This window comes from Acidithiobacillus thiooxidans ATCC 19377, from assembly GCF_009662475.1.
Taxonomy (GTDB): domain Bacteria; phylum Pseudomonadota; class Gammaproteobacteria; order Acidithiobacillales; family Acidithiobacillaceae; genus Acidithiobacillus; species Acidithiobacillus thiooxidans.
The window spans coordinates 1,536,037-1,551,126 of the sequence record NZ_CP045571.1; the positions used below are offsets into that span (position 1 = coordinate 1,536,037).

Genomic DNA, 15,090 nt, shown 5'->3' on the forward strand with positions numbered 1-15,090 from the left:
TGGATAACCACATAGGGCGGTGCTGCAGGTGTCTGTCTGGCGCCGTCATTAATCAATACTCCATGATTTTCCGTAACCGGTCGGGACTCGGCGCAAATGCATAAGCCGTTTCTTCCGTGATTCTGGAGGCCCGATACAGGTCCTTGATGCACTCTTCCATCAAGTTCATGCCCTCCTCGCGCCCCTGTTGAATTTGTGTCGGCAAATTGGCGTAGCGGCCCGTCACAATATCGGCCCGCACGGCGCTGGTCGCGGTCATGATTTCATAGGCCAGCACTTTTCCCGGTCGGTCAGCGCGGGGGAGTAACTTCTGTGCAATGACCGCTACCAGAGAATCCGCCAGAATGTTTTGTAATCCCGCCCGGTTTTCCGAGGGAACACTTTCCAGAATCCGGCGAATGGCCTCTGAAGCCGTAGAAGCATGGGTGGTAGCCAGAACCAGGTGACCCGAGTTGGCGGCGATGGTAGCCGCCTCAATGGTTTCCGCATCCCGCAATTCGCCGACCATAATAATGTTCGGTTTTTCGCGCAGGGCGGCGCGAATCGCCATACTGAAAGACAGGCTATCGACGCCGACTTCGCGCTGCGTCACCTCCGCATTCTGGTCAACCGGGATGAGATATTCGACGGGATCCTCAATGGTGAGAATATGAATGGGACGATGCAGCTGTGCGATCAATCCGGAAGCCTGACTGGTGCTCTTTCCAGAGCCGGTTGCGCCGGCAAAAATGATGATTCCGGCAGACCGGGAGAAAAACGGCAGTGCGACTTCCATAGGTAAACCCAGCGTCGAAAACTCGGGTATCTGCTCATTCAGCTTGCGCATCACCAGTGCATTCACGCCGCCCGAGTAATGGAACTGATTGCAGCGAAAACGTAGTCCGAAAAGACTGGCCGCATAATCCAGTTCGCGCGGGCCTTCCGAACCATGCATATCCTCCATGACAAAGCGGAAATCCTTGCGCGTTTGTGCGGCCAGAATCTGCTCAAAATCGGCGCGTTCCACCACAGGGGCACCCGGGATAGGAACGACGTGCCCAGAAGCATCCGCGAATTTCGGAATACGTCCCTCTTTCAGAAAAAGGTCCGACCAGTTACCGGCCAAATCCGCTTTACCCTTTTCAAACCATTCCACAAAAGCTGTCATCGTTTGCTCCTCATTAAAAAGGTTGTGCTACCAAAGAAGTTATGGCCCCGCCCCATGGCAAGGGACTGGAGAGTTCTACGGAATACGGGGTCGCGGTATCACTAGCCTCACCGCCAGAATTATTGACCTCGACCGCGTATCCCCACGGATTTTTGTTTTGCGTACCCGCCAATCCGCTGCCTTGCGTATAATCAGCCCAGGAAATCCATCCCCCATTACTGCAGGCAAACGGGCCGTCCCCGTTCCCGTTCGTACACCCTTCAGGGGCAAACCAGTCCAGGTCATCGTTATGCAACGCACCCGACGATTCCGATGCGGCAAAGCCCGATTCCAGCAACGTACCCATGCGCTTCACCTGATGCAGTGCCGCGTTGTACAAGCGGGTTTCGATGGCCTGGCCGGAAACCGAAACATAGCGGGCGCCATTGGGAACAAATACGCCGTTCTGTAAGGTAGGTGCGGTACCCGCCATAGACGGTATCGCCAGCCAAAGGGAGCGATAACACAAACTCCCCTGTGCAGCAGACTGGCAGGTGGCATCAGAAACAAACAACTGCGCATTCCACAGAGGTTGCACTCCCGCCGCGCTGAGTATTCCGGACGCGCTGATGGGGGGCGCCGAACCATTCCCACCGGCATCCAGCCAGGCCGCGTTTTGGGCGTACCACCCCTGCAATTGTTGTTGAGCATGGTCGAGCCATATCGTCTGCGTCTGTTTAAGCCGTTGATGGCTGAAATCATCCAACCGTGCCGAAATAACCGAAACGACGGCGGCAAGGAAAATCATCAGGACCAGGACATACAGAATCGCCGCGACGCCCGCCTCTGCCCCTGGCTGGGGCGCAACCTCTTGCAGGGGCGCACCCCCTTGCGGGGAGCGGAAACCATGCAGGACGCCAGCACCTTCGCAAGGTACGAACCCCTTTCCTGCAAATCCGTCTTGCCATCTGCAGGGCTGCCGTCCGCAGGACCCGGCTGCACGCCTGCCGGCTGCAAGCCTTTTGGATAGCTGCTGTTTAATCCACACTGGCAAACACCTTTCCCACGGCGTCACCCGTGATAAAACAGGTGCTGGGGAGGTTGTTACCCTGTTCAGCGCATCCATTGCAACGCTTGCAGAACTCCGCCTGTGTAGAAGCGGATACAGGCCCTATCAGGACGGCGACCTCTACCTTTCCGCGCCCCGCCATCTCCGGGTTTTGACTGAGCCAATCACCCGTCGTTAAGGTCACCGTGGTCCCCGGCATCCCGCTATCCGAATCCGGAATAGTCAGATTGCCTCCTGGAAAAATATTGGTTTGGGTAAGATAAGGCCCATCCCATTGCTGGTCATTCGGCGTACAGTCATTAAGACCTGCCGCCTGTCCATTGGCCCCCGGTGTTCCCAGAGCCGCCACATTGGCGGGATAACAACCCGTATCCTGAGCAAAGTTCTGGCTCGCCCGCACGATAGAGTTCATCGTTTGATAAATAGCCTCACCCCGTGTATTGGAAAGATTCAGGTAATACACGGCAGCCGCCGTTACAATGACCGCAATCACCAGAGCCGCAAGCATGCCTATGAGTGAAAATCCGGACTCAGCAGCCGCTGAAACAGGCCATCGCGACCGCAAAAATAAAGGGCGTGCAGTATAGGGAGAACGGTTCTTGCGGAATAACCCGAAAGCCGCAACCCCATCGCTACACGCAGACTGTCCCATCTGACAAACAGACCTTAGTAAGCGCCGTACTGGTTCTGGGCGAAGATGTAATAGACTTGATCTAGCCCGCCTGTCCCTTCAATCAACACACACTGACCGCCATCGGCACCGCTACTGTTACCGTGCGCACCATTGCAGATATTGGTCGTTTTATGGGCGATACTGGCAGGGATATTGTTAGCGACCAACGCATACTGATACGGCAGGCCATTCGGTAAGGCCCCGGTAGAATCTGACGTCAATGGCTCAAAAGTGAGCGTCGCACCCGTAGCAATACTGTTCAGCAGCAACACGCCACTGGTATTCATGTCCTTATCCTTGGCATACGGACCATTCCAGGTGGTCGAAACATTGGTATTGGTGGAGTTGTCATTTTCAAAATTGGTATCCACCATGGCCCCGTATACGGTCGGGTAGGCCCCCACACTCATGTTGTAATGCTCAGCCGCAGCAGCCACGGACGTAAAGGTGGCAAATAGCGCCTTGCTTTTGGAGCCGCTCAGACTTAGAAAGCCATACGTGGCGACCCCAAGAATGGTCATAATCAACCCGGCGGCCAGAATACCGATCAAACTGAAACCAGATTCATCCGGGTTATTTTTTACTTCGGTTGATGCTGCACTGGCAGCGAAAAAGGGGATGCGCTGTAAAGCATTACGCGCACGATCAATCAAACGAGAACACTTTGAAATCATCATGATGAAATTTTCCTGAAAAAAGTAAAGGATCCGATTCAGGAGATTAATGCGTCAAGAAGGCGTCCAGGTGATTAATAAACGGCTTTTTTCTGGTTTTTTTAAAAAGCGGTACGTTAAAAACGATCAAGGGATCAAATTGATCCCCGAAATCCACCACACGCCAGACAAAAAAATAGGCCGATAACGCTCGACCTGATTGCGACCTCGCCCACTGTGCTGTCGGCCCGGAGTTTTGAGAGGCGCTGATAAGGACCTCTCAGGCCCGTTCACGTGTCTTGGCTGCCGGTGTTTTTTCCCCACCGCCGGCGGGGGACCTTGTTTCGTGATCTTTGTGTACTGCACTGGTTCCAGTATATCCGACGGATTTTGCGGTTTTTAAAAATTAAACGGTTAGTTTTGGCTTTTTTTAAACCACAGCCGCACTGATCGGCTCCATCACCTGTTGCACAATACACTGCAGGGATTCTTCCCCGCGAAAGCGGTTGACCGATAAGGTATACAAAAACCGGCAGATATCACCGGGTTCCGGGTCGGGTACCTCTCCGCGCTTAAACTGAATGGCCTGTAGCGGCTGACCTGTGCGCCCTGCCCCATCAAGCGCCACGGACATCTTGAGGGTTTGCCCATCCTTGCCGATACGCTGGCTTTTCAGCAGCCGAAACGTGCCAATGAACAACGGAGCGGGGAATTGATTACCATACGGGCCAAAGGCTTCAATTTCCTGCGCCAAATCCAGCGTACAATAATCCGGTTCAATTTCGCCATCGACCCAGACGCGATGGGCCAAGGCATCGAAAGGAATCCGTTGTAAGGCCAGCGCCTGGGCAATTTGCGCAAAACGGTCAAAGTCCTGGGTGCGCACGGTTAGCCCTGCCGCCATGGCATGCCCACCAAACCCGAGAATCAGGCCCGGGTGCTGCGCATCCATTTCGGCCAGAAAATCCCGAATATGCACATTGGGAATGGACCGTGCCGAACCTTTGAGTACGCCCGTATCAGCGCCCGGCGCAAAAACCAGCGTCGGCAATCCGGTACGTTCCTTGATGCGGCCCGCTACCAGACCAACTACACCCTCATGCCCCTGCGGATCCTGCAAACACAAGATACGGGGAGCCTGCACCGCCTGGGTGTCTTCATCGGTCAGTGGAATGGCTTCTGGGGATTCCGGCAATAACTGCTGCGCCCGCTCCAAAGCCTGTTCCAGCATTTCCGCTTCGATCTGTTGCCTTTCCCCATTCAGACTGTGCAGTTTTTTCGCCAGGGTATCGGCTTCCTCTGCATCACGGGTCAGCAATAACCGCACCCCTACCCGCATATCCTCCAGACGACCGGCAGCGTTAATTCTGGGACCCAACCGAAAACCCAGATCTTCCGCCTGCACCGTGGCTGGAGAGATGCCCGACACCCGCATCAAAGCCCGCAAGCCGGTACGCGCAGTGCCCTGGCGTAAGCGCTTGAGCCCAGCACGAATGAAAATGCGATTATTTTTTTCCAGAGGCACCACATCGGCCACGGTACCCAAGGCCACCAAATCCAGGAATTGCCCCAGATCCAAGCCATGCACCGGAGGATGCCCGGCGGCTATGAGCACTTTTTTGATGGCAGCGGCCAGATAAAAAGCCACGCCTACGCCACAGGTGCTTTTCCAGGGGAACCGGCAACCGGGCTGATTGGGATTTACCACGGCGTCGGCAGGCGGAATTCCATGTCCGGGCAAATGATGGTCAGTCACAACCACCGTCATGCCCCGCGCCTTGGCCGCTTCAACGCCCGCAAAGGCACTGATGCCGTTATCGACCGTAATCAGGCAATCCGCCTGATGCGCCGCAGCCCGTTCCACTAACGCGGGGGAAAGGCCATAGCCTTCGGTCACCCGATTGGGAATCAGAAAATCCACACGCGCACCGCATTGGGTCAGAAAGTCTATCAGCAACGCCGTTGCCGTTCCGCCATCGACGTCAATATGTATTTGTTTTGTTCACAATATTTTATTTATAATAATTAAATCATAGTGATACGTTAATATAGGTTATAACACGTGTTTATGAACACTAATATGAAGTAAGCGAATCGAGCCTCCCATAAAGCACAAGCATTCATCGTCTGGTCAAGCATGACGAAATATCGCTGCAGGTTCTTCCATCAGCCTTCTGCAGCCCACAGACCCTAACAGCGGCAGGGCAGCGAAAGCAGTCGTTCACGAGATCCACATTATCGACTCAGGAGTACTTACATTATATCAGGAAGCTAAATCAGAGTGTCCTTTATTTATTCGCTTTTAAACTACAGAAACTCTAGTTTAGACATTCAGCCCGGCTCCGCCGGGTTTTTATTTTCTATTTTTGCTACGAAAGTGCTTGACACGGAGATAGTGCCGTGCGGCCGACCCTTTGGAAAAAAGGGTCGGCCAATGAGAAGCGTTTTAGGCTTCTCGGAATCACTGCCATGTCCTTTCAGCGTCTCGTTACCCTCCGCCTTTCAGAGTGGATTTCCTACTTTCTCGCCGCCGTGCCGCCGCGCTCGCGGCGCAGCTTCATCGAACTGCTGTGCGGGTGCCTGATCTCTCCTGATGGCTGGGTCACCCGTGCCCTCAGCCATATTTCGCTGCGCTGCCATTGGACCACTTATTACAAACTCCTGGAGCGTGAATCCTTGCGGACCCAGGTTCTGGCCATTGCCCAAGTCCGATGGCTCCTATCCATTTTGCCGCCGCTGCCGATCGTCGAGTTGATCATCGACGATACGCTGGTCCTGCGACACTCTACCAAGGCCCCAGGCGCGACCATCCACTTCGATCACAGCCATAAACACAACCGCCCCCGTTATGTCCTCGCCCAGAACTGGGTAGGGCTGGCGTTGACCCTGCGGAGCCGCTCCGGCAAAGCCCTTTCCTTTCCCATTCGCTTGCGCCTCGTGCCCCGCACCGGTAATACCCACAAGCTGAAAATCGCCGGGGCATTACTGCGGGCCTTTATACCCCACATCCCCGTACCCGTCCGCTTGCTCACCGATGCCTGGTTCATGCGTCGCCGCCTGCTCTTGCCCCTGCTGCGTCAGCGTGGCCAGTTCATCGGCCAGGTGCGCCAGGATACCGCACTGTATCGGCAGCCCCCGCCCAAACCCGCCAAAGCGCAACGGGGTCGGCCCCGGAAATATGGGGACAAACTGACCCCGGAAGCCCTGACCTCACTCCCCACAGAGATCCTCACCCTGTTTGTCTATGGGAAATGGCAGAAGGTCCGTCTTCAATCCATCGTCGCCCAGGCACGCTTCCTCAACGGCCATCCCGTCCGGGCAGTCTGGAGCGCTATCTACGATGCAAAACACCATCGATGGTCGCCCACACGCCTTTATCTCGCTTCCGAAACCGATCTGACCGCCTCTGAAATCGTCACCCTCTATGGCAACCGTTGGCAGATCGAACCCCTCTTCCATAACCTGAAACGCTGGTGGGGCATTAATAACCTCTGGCAGCAAAGGCGCGCGGTTCTCGAACGCTGGATGCAAATTCGTTGCATTGCCTGGTCCATGGTGCAGCTCCTCGCGGAAACAGTCACCGAGGACTTTCCCATGACCGCCGTAGCGCCTTGGCGTATCGCTACACCCGTCACTGCAGGACTCATGGCTCAATGGCTCCATCTGCATTTTCTGCGGGTTCCTTTCTGGAGGGGCTATGACCCAAAGTCCGGGAAATTCCAGTGCCCCAATTCCGACTTTTGGGCCGATACCGATGACCCACCCCGCAAAAAGGCTGCCTGACACGCTTCTACCCCAAATTTACTGCATCATATCGCCACCCACTGGGACAGGCGAGGAAGCGGAATGTCTAAACTTCAGCTACAGAAAGAGATTCCACAATATCCCCAATAGAAGCGCCAGGGTCATGACACAGCAGGCGTATAGAATGGCAACACGGGTCCCCATTTCGCGATAAATGGGGCCGAGCGTGGCGATGTTTGAGCCCACGCCGGCAATGAGCAGAATCATACCATTCCCAGGCCCCAATCCTTTTTGCAACAGCGCGTTGACCAGCGGTAACGATCCCAGGCTATCTGCATAGAGGAGCGTTGCGAGCACCAGAGCCAGCACGGGGGTCAGCCAGCCACGGATCTCCAGGGCGCTGATCCACGCAGTGGGAAGCCAGGTCTTGACCGTAGCACCAATTAATATTCCCGCAGCAATCCAGGGTAAAAGCTCCCGTGCCAAGGCCCAGGCGTTAGTCCCGGCCATCTGTAGTTTTTGCCACAGGTGAGAGAAATCGAAGAACTCCCCACTCCCATCAGTATCCACCGTAGAACAACAGGCGGAACCACTTTTGACGGAACAGGATGTTGTCGTACAGACCGTTTCTGGCACATCTGTTGGCAAGGGTCGAGGAGCACGCTCATTGGGAGACTGCCAATCGATGATCATTCCCGTGAGAAAAGCGATGAACACTCCCGATCCAGCGACGACTAATGCCATTTGCCATCCCAGAAATATCCATAGCGCGACCAGTCCGTACCAATTGAACCAAGGGGTCGCAATTAAGAAGGCGCAGGCAGGCCCGGGGCGACTACCTCCACGCCAAAGTGCCAGTGCAGTAGGAATCGCGGTACAACAGCACAAGGGGGTAAAAAATCCAACCGTAGCGCCGATTGCGTTGGCGCGCCACACAGAATATCCCGACAAATACCTGGCCACCACCGTAGGTCTCACCACGGCCTGCAAAAACCCTGCGAACAAAAAGCCAAAAACCGCGACTTCGGCGAATTCTTTGGAATAATTGAGCGCTGTACGTAGCCAATCCATGCAACCCCCTAGCCTGCCCTCTATTAAGCGATACGCTCCTCCAGAAAGGCATTTGTAACGCTGAGCAGATGTTTTATTTTCTGAGGATCAGTGCGGTAATAGACCATCTTTCCATCGTTGCGCATGTGCAACCATTCCCGGTCGTGTAACGCACGTAATTGATGGGAAGCTGCGCTGATACTGAGGTTAAGCACGTGCGCAATGTCACAGACGCAAAGTTCTTCGGAAGCCAAAGCGAGCAGGATGCGTAGACGCGTTCGATTTCCCAGGACATCAAAAATGCGCACAACGGCTTTGATATCGGATTCGTCTTGTTCCAGACGCATGCGCACGGCTGCGACTTTGGCCGGCTCGAAGCAGCGGATGAGACAACGCGGATCATTATCTTTGGAGTTCATTTGATCTAATGTAGTAATGACTAGATCGCTTGTCAAGATGAGGATGGCACCCTCGTACTTACAGGGCGCCCGCGGGCTGTTTCAACGACTGCCGATGATTCACGAACAAAGCCAGGGGCGCCGTTGCTATCCCCCGGTGGGCAGAAGCGAGATATGGGCAGCCGCTTCTACGCGTGCGAAATAAGCAGTCAGTTCCGGAGGCAACTGGATATCCTCCAGAAGACGTAAGCCGGTCAAATCCCCGGTAATGAGCGTGTCGGCCACAGAAAACACGGGATTATAGAAGCCATGGTGGGCGACGCGCTCGGTAACTTCCTGGAGATCGGCCTCCATTCCGGCATACCACTCCTTACGACGCTCCTGCAGCCCCTCCAGCGTATCTCCCAGCCAACTCTCCATACGGTCCCGGTAATAAGTCATTGCGCGGGAATCCTGTCCGAGACTGGCATATTGCGGCAATGTGGGCGCGATCAGTCGAAATAGCAGGCCACTGATGCGCGCGCGCCATGCCTGCACCCCTTCCCACTCCTTGTCGCTAATGGCTCCGCGCCAGAGCGGCGGTGTCTCCGGAAAACGGCGATCCAGTTCTGCGATGATCTCCAGAGATTCGCCCTGGCGACTTCCATCGGGGTACTCGACAACAGGTAGTCGATCAAAACCGCTAATCGATTGGAAGTGCTCTGGACCATAAAAGCGTGCTGGCTGCTCATTAAAAACGATTCCCTTGTAACCCAGTGCCAAACGCACCCGCTGGCAGAAAGGGCAGAAGTCAAAATGAATGAGCGTCAGCATGAAAATCCTCCCAGATGGCAGCACGAAAGTCGAACCTATTGACAACCGCATGCGTTATCATCAATATAAGCAACTATACATGTATGAGCGTGCTCATATCAAGGAGAATGTTATGCCGGAAGCGTCCTGCCCCGCTCGATTGCTCAGCCCGATTTTCAAAGTCCTGGCCGAACCGAACCGGCTGTCCATCCTTTGTGCGTTGGGGACGGAATGCCGACCAGTCACCGACATCATCCGTGCCACCGAGCTACCCCAAACCAATGTCTCCTTCCACTTGCGCATTCTACGGGAGGCTGGACTGGTGCGCGCCGAACGGCGCGGGAGCTTCGTATACTACTGCCTTCCCGACCCAGAATTGTTAGGGATTCTGGAGTCGTTGCAGGCTTGGGTAGGGGCTCATACTCCGTTGCTCAGCCCCGATGAGGATGTTGACGGCAGTACTTCCCCATTAGACCGGAGGACAAGGTCATGTGGATGAATGGAGGGTGGGGCTGGATGCCATGGGGGTGGATCTTTCCGCTGATTTTTTTGGTGCTGATGGTGGTTTTTATGGTTTTCATGATGCGCGGTGGCATGGGCGGCGGCCCCATGTGCGGTGGTTCCCACAAAACGTCCGGATCCGCAGAAACGCCGCGAGAAACCCTGGACCGGCGCTATGCCCGGGGGGAGATCACTCGAGAAGAGTACCAGCAAATGCGCAAGGATCTGGAAGGGTAAGGAGGAAGATTACATGAACGTTGATAAGCAAGAGGCTTTATTCCCAGCGACAATCATGCCTGACCCAGACTGGTGGCAAGCGCTGTGGCCCGATCCCTTGAGGGTCGTTCAGGATCTTGGCGTAACAACAGGAATGTCGGTCTTGGACCTTTGCTGCGGCGATGGTTATTTCACTGCTGCCCTCGCCAAACAGGTGGAAAACGGTGAAGTCTTCGGTCTTGATCTCGACGAGCAAATGCTTGCTGCCGCGGAATCGGCGTGCGCCGGGTTGCGGAACTGTTCTTTTTTGCAAGGCGACGCCATGGATCTGCATCAACTGCTCCCGAAGCCGGTAGATTATTGCCTCATGGCCAATACCTTTCACGGCGTGCCCGAGCAGACGGCCCTGGCCCGGGAGATCGCCCGCGTCCTGAAACCAGGTGGTCTTTTCGCCGTCGTCAACTGGCATGCCCGCCCGCGGGAAGAAACACCGGTGCTGGGACAGGCACGCGGACCGCGCACGGAACTGCGCATGACGCCGGAGCAGGTGCGAACTGTGGTAGAACCCGCTGGCTTCCGACAGGTAGACGTGATTACGTTGCCCCCCTATCACTACGGTAGCCTTTTTCGACTTCGTGGATAACGGAGAAACCGGAACTGCCCAGGAATTCTGTTGGCAGTGACAAATCTGAGTAATTTAGGAGAGTGGTCATGGAATCATCAAAACCCGATGAACCGGAAAAAAGTGGCAAGGAAAAAGGCGATTCTGCAAAGTCCGGGAGTGGAAACCCCATGGAGATGGGCATGGGAATGATGAAAAAAATGATGGGACAAGGCGGTGGGAGTCCCATGGCGATGATGCAGAAGATGATGAACCAGCACGGGGAAGGCGCGGAAGGTGGCAATCCCATGCAACAAATGATGGGATCGTGCATGGCGATGTGCTCGGAAATGCTGGAAACCATGCAGCGCACCACCGCGCTCGCGGCCTATGCCCAGCCGGAGCTGCACCAACTTTTTGAAGAATGGCTCGCGGCCCGAGAGGATGAAGTTCTCCATCGGATTGAACAAGCCGGTAGCCAGGATCCAGACGCCCTGGCGGGGATGCTTTCCCTGAGTTCGGCAAGTGTGACGGTATTACTGGCTCGCCTACAAAACCAGGGAAAGATCCATCTCAAAGCGGAGAGTGTCAGGGCATCTTGATTTCTCAGGTGGACGTATGTGTCGGTTCAACTACTTGGTGGATATCCCGGGGAAATGGGTACTGACTCTTGATATTTGCCCAGGCGCCTCTTGGCGAGGATATCCACCATGCTTTCTTTACTGAAAAAAAGAAAGTTTTGGATAGAGTTTGTTATCTGGATCGGGCTGCTGATTGGAGTCTATGCGTTTACGCAGTGGCGAGGCAGCCCTATGGCGGTAAAAGCCCCCCAACAACTACCGAGTTTAATTGTCCGAAGCCTGAGTGGTCGGCCTATTGAACTGCCAGCGGTGCCGAAGAGAATGATCCTTATCAACTTCTGGGCACCAGACTGTCCGGCTTGCCTGGCCGAGACCCCAGCGTTGGTGCAACTGCAGCAGTGGTTCGGCGGGAAGTCCTTTAGCATTATTGGAATTGGCGTAAATGGAAGTACAGCGAAAGCCGTACGTGCGAGGATGCGCGAGTTGGGCATCAACTATCCAGAGTATCTGGCCGCCGGCCAGGGTGTCAGCCAGGCGCTAGGCGGCGTGGTCCTGACTCCCACCAGTATACTCGTCAATGGGAAGGGGCGAATCGTGGGACGCTATGTCGGGGCCATAGCGCTACCCGTGATTGTTTGGAAGTTGTTGTGGACTTGGGTTTAGAGAGTATCCATCAAGCAACGTGCGCATGTTCCTGATAGGGATGTCTGGCGCGACGGCATTGTCGATTGCACTCTACCGTTCGCTGCCCTGTAGTCCTCACCGGGACAGCGCTCCATCTCTGTTTGGATATCGGCGGCCACCTATAGCACCACTGGCAGCATAGGGCGCGATCTTGACAGGGGAGAAGTTCTTATCTACCTTTTAGTTGCAATATTTCTTAACTTCTGAATGCTGGAGGTGAACCATGTTCTTCAAACAACGCGCAAGCGCCGACGGTACCTTGTCCTACTTCTACGGATGTGGAGGCAAGGGCTTCGCAGTAGCCGTGGATGTGGTAGCGGGCGACGAGGACTGGTTCCTCGAAGAGGCACAGAAGGCTGCAGTTGCCATTAGCTTCGTCATCGACACCCACATTCACGCGGATCACCTATCTGGCGGGCGGGCCTTGGCGGAACGGGTTGGCGCACCGTACTGCATGCACGAAAGCGATGTAGACTTGGTGCAGTTTGCGATTCGCGGCCTTCACGACGGCGAAGTCCTGAAAACTGGAAATGTCGTAACGCAAGTGCTCTACACCCCCGGCCATACCCTGGACAGCCTCTGTCTTCTGGTCAGCGATCGGCGGAGAAGTGCCGACCCCTGGTTTGCCCTAACCGGTGACACGCTCTTTGTTGGCGGAGTGGGACGCCCCGATCTGGGTGGAACGCCGGAGGAAATGGCGGGAAAACTCTTCGACAGCCTTCACCAAAAACTGCTCACCCTGCCCGATGACTTGGAGATTTTCCCGGGGCACGCGGCCGGGAGCGTCTGCGGTGCGGGCCTGTCCGGGAAGCCCTCTTCGACTCTGGGTTTTGAAAAACGTTGGGACCCTTACCTCACCATGAAGCGCGAGGCTTTCGTTCGTTCGCTTACCGCGGACATTCCCGAAAAGCCCGCCGATATGGCGCGCATGGTTGCCATCAATCTGGGGAAAGCAGCATGAAGAACGATACGGTTCGGTATGCGCTATTTTCTGAGGTATTTGCCGCCCTGGCGCACCCAAAACGCCTGGAAATCATCCATTATCTGGGCGAGGGACAGAAAAATGCCGGTGAATTGGCAGAACTCATCAGCCTCTCCAAAGCCAACCTTTCCCAGCACCTGAGCGTACTGAAAGCTCGGGGCTTGGTGCATTGCGAAAAGTGCGGGACCTTCTGTCACTATCGTCTAACCAGCCCCAAGGTTTTGGAAACGTGCGAGATCGTCCGCGATCTCATCCTGGACCAAATGCAGACCACTACCCAGCTTCAAGAGGCATTAGCGACGGTGGTGCCTCTACGCAAGGAGCATCAGGGATGAACTCCGGGTCTCAGGAGACCGCGACCTATACTCGAGGAATTGGCGTCAATCGAGGTCAGTTCCTCCTGCAAACGGTTCAGGTCTTTTTCGTAGGCTTGATCATCGGCATGGAGAGAAATGTCCTTCCCGCCATGAGTCACCGTTTTGGCGTAGATAGCCACGCCTTCCTTTTTCTCGCCTCCTTTGTGATTTCCTTTGGCCTGGTAAAAGGGGCTCTAAACTTTGTCGCCGGCGGGCTATCCGATCGAATCGGTCGCAGGCGGGTGTTATTCCTGGGCTGGTTGGCGGGGATTCCTATTCCGCTAATGATCTTTTTTGCTCCCAACTGGTGGTGGATCATCGCCGCCAATGTCTTTTTGGGGGTAAACCAGGCCTTTACCTGGACCATGACCGTCACGAGCCAAATCGATCTAGCCGATAACCACCAGCGCGGCCTTGCGGTCGGCATCAATGAGGCAGTGGGGTATATCGCGGTAGGTTTGGCGGGCCTCGCAACGGGCTATCTTGCCGTCGTCTACGGTCCCCGTTGGACACTGTTGGCTTTCGGACTCGTGGTCATTGCGCTTGCGCTACTCCTGCTATTGGGGATCCAGGATACTATCCATTGGGTTCGCGCAGAGCATGCACAGCGTCAGCCATCGACCGAAACCTCAAAGACGGCTTCTCAGGCCAGCACCTGGGCGACTTTCCTGCACGTTTCTTTTCGGGACGCCACCTATCGGGCCCTCTGCCAGGGTGGGGTCGCCAACAAGATTGCCGATACCCTAGTTTGGGTCCTCTTCCCGGTCTTTTTCCGTTTTCACGGCTTGAGCGTCGTGCAAATCGGCTGGATCACCGGTATCTATGCGATGGTCTGGGGGCTCGGTCAATTTGGGACCGGACATCTAGCGGATCGCATCGGTCGCAGACCGCCCATCCTGGCAGGCTTCGCCCTGCTGGCTGCGGGGCTTGCAGGCACTGCGCTGGTCGGCCACTTCACCGCGTGGATTGCTACGGCGGCGGTCATGGGCCTGGGCATGGCCCTTCTCTATCCCAACCTGATCGCCGCCATGTCCGATGTGGCACCCCCTCTGGAACGCGGCCGGATCCTTGGCACCTATCGGTACTGGCGCGATACGGGCTACGCCATTGGCGGACTGATTCTCGGTCTGGTCGCCCAGTGGAGCGATAAAATTCTGCCGGCAATCTGGCTGACAGCAGCCATTGTTGCCATATCGGGTATATGGATTGCTTTTGCCGTCCAGGAAACCCACCCTCGCAGCCTCTAGAATGGGAGCATACTCATGACCCAAGCTTTAATTATCCTGCATGCGGGTCCAGACTTGGAAAACCCCCGCGCCGATACGGCGGTACGACTCGCCGGGGCCATGTTGGCAGACAATAAGGACGTCCGATTGTTTCTTGCGGGACAAGGGGTACAACTTCTGCGACCCAGTCCTATGGCCAACGACAGCACCCGCGCGTTGCTGGGGGAATTGCTGGAATTGGGCCTGGAGGTCCAGTGCTGCGGAAGCTCTTTAAAAGCGCAAGCCATGGAAACATTGCCGCCTGGAGTCCACAAAAGCTCCATGAAAGGTCTCTCTACCTGGATCAGCGCGGCAGACGAAATCGTGTGTTTCTGACGGGGAACCATTCAAGGATTTCTAACTCCAAAAATTAACAACTTCCTAAACCAACAAAATCTG

At 55.4% G+C, this 15,090-nt stretch carries 18 protein-coding genes; 10 read left to right on the top strand and 8 right to left on the bottom strand.

Features of this window, described 5'->3' with window-relative positions:
* Positions 1-52: 52 nt before the first annotated feature.
* From GCD22_RS08105 to recJ, 5 genes are all read right to left on the bottom strand, one after another.
* Positions 53-1,147, bottom strand: coding sequence for a type IV pilus twitching motility protein PilT (locus GCD22_RS08105; RefSeq protein ID WP_081576921.1), 1,095 nt, complete (start codon positions 1,145-1,147; stop codon positions 53-55).
* A gap of 13 nt (positions 1,148-1,160) precedes the next feature.
* The gene (locus GCD22_RS08110) at positions 1,161-2,174 is read right to left on the bottom strand and encodes a hypothetical protein (protein ID WP_153940610.1); all 1,014 of its coding nucleotides are present in this window, start codon (positions 2,172-2,174) and stop codon (positions 1,161-1,163) included.
* Positions 2,164-2,847: a type II secretion system protein gene (locus GCD22_RS08115; protein ID WP_211371701.1), complete on the bottom strand. Its 684-nt coding sequence runs from the start codon at positions 2,845-2,847 to the stop codon at positions 2,164-2,166. The genes GCD22_RS08110 and GCD22_RS08115 overlap by 11 nt, the downstream gene beginning before the upstream one ends.
* A 14-nt stretch (positions 2,848-2,861) precedes the next feature.
* Positions 2,862-3,545: a type II secretion system protein gene (locus GCD22_RS08120; protein ID WP_153940612.1), complete on the bottom strand. Its 684-nt coding sequence runs from the start codon at positions 3,543-3,545 to the stop codon at positions 2,862-2,864.
* A gap of 406 nt (positions 3,546-3,951) precedes the next feature.
* On the bottom strand, positions 3,952-5,514 hold the full coding sequence (recJ, locus tag GCD22_RS08125; protein ID WP_153940613.1) for a single-stranded-DNA-specific exonuclease RecJ: 1,563 nt from the start codon (positions 5,512-5,514) through the stop codon (positions 3,952-3,954).
* Positions 5,515-5,990: 476 nt separating this feature from the next.
* Between recJ and GCD22_RS08130 the strand changes: the two genes are divergently transcribed.
* Entirely contained in the window at positions 5,991-7,304 is a 1,314-nt protein-coding gene (locus tag GCD22_RS08130) for an IS701 family transposase (protein ID WP_077273497.1), read from the top strand.
* A gap of 78 nt (positions 7,305-7,382) precedes the next feature.
* Here GCD22_RS08130 and GCD22_RS08135 read toward each other — a convergent pair whose 3' ends face one another.
* The 3 genes from GCD22_RS08135 to GCD22_RS08145 form a co-directional block, all read right to left on the bottom strand.
* On the bottom strand, positions 7,383-8,336 hold the full coding sequence (locus tag GCD22_RS08135; RefSeq protein ID WP_153940614.1) for a permease: 954 nt from the start codon (positions 8,334-8,336) through the stop codon (positions 7,383-7,385).
* Between the two features lie 23 nt (positions 8,337-8,359).
* On the bottom strand, positions 8,360-8,734 hold the full coding sequence (locus GCD22_RS08140) for an ArsR/SmtB family transcription factor (RefSeq protein ID WP_153940615.1): 375 nt from the start codon (positions 8,732-8,734) through the stop codon (positions 8,360-8,362).
* Between the two features lie 126 nt (positions 8,735-8,860).
* Positions 8,861-9,526: a glutathione S-transferase gene (locus tag GCD22_RS08145; RefSeq protein ID WP_153940616.1), complete on the bottom strand. Its 666-nt coding sequence runs from the start codon at positions 9,524-9,526 to the stop codon at positions 8,861-8,863.
* 112 nt (positions 9,527-9,638) lie between these two features.
* Between GCD22_RS08145 and GCD22_RS08150 the strand changes: the two genes are divergently transcribed.
* The 9 genes from GCD22_RS08150 (at position 9,639) to GCD22_RS08190 (ending at position 15,027) form a co-directional block, all read left to right on the top strand.
* Positions 9,639-10,004 carry an ArsR/SmtB family transcription factor gene (locus GCD22_RS08150; RefSeq protein ID WP_226832890.1) on the top strand — a complete coding sequence of 122 codons (366 nt, stop codon included), beginning with the start codon at positions 9,639-9,641 and terminating at the stop codon, positions 10,002-10,004.
* 17 nt (positions 10,005-10,021) lie between these two features.
* Complete coding sequence (locus tag GCD22_RS08155) at positions 10,022-10,243, top strand: SHOCT domain-containing protein (protein ID WP_004872732.1); 222 nt, start codon at positions 10,022-10,024, stop codon at positions 10,241-10,243.
* A 133-nt stretch (positions 10,244-10,376) separates the two neighbouring features.
* Complete coding sequence (locus GCD22_RS08160; protein WP_244947621.1) at positions 10,377-10,865, top strand: class I SAM-dependent methyltransferase; 489 nt, start codon at positions 10,377-10,379, stop codon at positions 10,863-10,865.
* Positions 10,866-10,933: 68 nt separating this feature from the next.
* Positions 10,934-11,425 carry a cyclic nucleotide-binding domain-containing protein gene (locus GCD22_RS08165; protein WP_226832889.1) on the top strand — a complete coding sequence of 164 codons (492 nt, stop codon included), beginning with the start codon at positions 10,934-10,936 and terminating at the stop codon, positions 11,423-11,425.
* Positions 11,426-11,533: 108 nt separating this feature from the next.
* Positions 11,534-12,067: a TlpA disulfide reductase family protein gene (locus GCD22_RS08170; protein ID WP_170286700.1), complete on the top strand. Its 534-nt coding sequence runs from the start codon at positions 11,534-11,536 to the stop codon at positions 12,065-12,067.
* A gap of 244 nt (positions 12,068-12,311) precedes the next feature.
* The gene (locus GCD22_RS08175) at positions 12,312-13,049 is read left to right on the top strand and encodes an MBL fold metallo-hydrolase (protein WP_153940506.1); all 738 of its coding nucleotides are present in this window, start codon (positions 12,312-12,314) and stop codon (positions 13,047-13,049) included.
* Complete coding sequence (locus GCD22_RS08180) at positions 13,046-13,405, top strand: ArsR/SmtB family transcription factor (protein WP_153940505.1); 360 nt, start codon at positions 13,046-13,048, stop codon at positions 13,403-13,405. Before GCD22_RS08175 ends, GCD22_RS08180 begins: the two co-directional genes overlap by 4 nt.
* Positions 13,402-14,673, top strand: coding sequence for an MFS transporter (locus tag GCD22_RS08185; protein ID WP_153940504.1), 1,272 nt, complete (start codon positions 13,402-13,404; stop codon positions 14,671-14,673). The genes GCD22_RS08180 and GCD22_RS08185 overlap by 4 nt, the downstream gene beginning before the upstream one ends.
* A gap of 15 nt (positions 14,674-14,688) precedes the next feature.
* The gene (locus tag GCD22_RS08190) at positions 14,689-15,027 is read left to right on the top strand and encodes a DsrE family protein (RefSeq protein WP_153940503.1); all 339 of its coding nucleotides are present in this window, start codon (positions 14,689-14,691) and stop codon (positions 15,025-15,027) included.
* Positions 15,028-15,090 lie beyond the last annotated feature (63 nt).

Coding starts and splice junctions, on each gene's coding strand:
- GCD22_RS08105 (WP_081576921.1), bottom strand. CDS start 1,147: ATGACAGCTTTTGTGGAATGGTTTGAAAAGGGTAAAGCGGATTTGGCC.
- GCD22_RS08115 (WP_211371701.1), bottom strand. CDS start 2,847: ATGGGACAGTCTGCGTGTAGCGATGGGGTTGCGGCTTTCGGGTTATTC.
- GCD22_RS08120 (WP_153940612.1), bottom strand. CDS start 3,545: ATGATGATTTCAAAGTGTTCTCGTTTGATTGATCGTGCGCGTAATGCT.
- GCD22_RS08130 (WP_077273497.1), top strand. CDS start 5,991: ATGTCCTTTCAGCGTCTCGTTACCCTCCGCCTTTCAGAGTGGATTTCC.
- GCD22_RS08135 (WP_153940614.1), bottom strand. CDS start 8,336: ATGGATTGGCTACGTACAGCGCTCAATTATTCCAAAGAATTCGCCGAA.
- GCD22_RS08140 (WP_153940615.1), bottom strand. CDS start 8,734: ATGAACTCCAAAGATAATGATCCGCGTTGTCTCATCCGCTGCTTCGAG.
- GCD22_RS08145 (WP_153940616.1), bottom strand. CDS start 9,526: ATGCTGACGCTCATTCATTTTGACTTCTGCCCTTTCTGCCAGCGGGTG.
- GCD22_RS08150 (WP_226832890.1), top strand. CDS start 9,639: ATGCCGGAAGCGTCCTGCCCCGCTCGATTGCTCAGCCCGATTTTCAAA.
- GCD22_RS08155 (WP_004872732.1), top strand. CDS start 10,022: ATGCCATGGGGGTGGATCTTTCCGCTGATTTTTTTGGTGCTGATGGTG.
- GCD22_RS08160 (WP_244947621.1), top strand. CDS start 10,377: ATGTCGGTCTTGGACCTTTGCTGCGGCGATGGTTATTTCACTGCTGCC.
- GCD22_RS08165 (WP_226832889.1), top strand. CDS start 10,934: ATGGAATCATCAAAACCCGATGAACCGGAAAAAAGTGGCAAGGAAAAA.
- GCD22_RS08170 (WP_170286700.1), top strand. CDS start 11,534: ATGCTTTCTTTACTGAAAAAAAGAAAGTTTTGGATAGAGTTTGTTATC.
- GCD22_RS08175 (WP_153940506.1), top strand. CDS start 12,312: ATGTTCTTCAAACAACGCGCAAGCGCCGACGGTACCTTGTCCTACTTC.
- GCD22_RS08180 (WP_153940505.1), top strand. CDS start 13,046: ATGAAGAACGATACGGTTCGGTATGCGCTATTTTCTGAGGTATTTGCC.
- GCD22_RS08185 (WP_153940504.1), top strand. CDS start 13,402: ATGAACTCCGGGTCTCAGGAGACCGCGACCTATACTCGAGGAATTGGC.
- GCD22_RS08190 (WP_153940503.1), top strand. CDS start 14,689: ATGACCCAAGCTTTAATTATCCTGCATGCGGGTCCAGACTTGGAAAAC.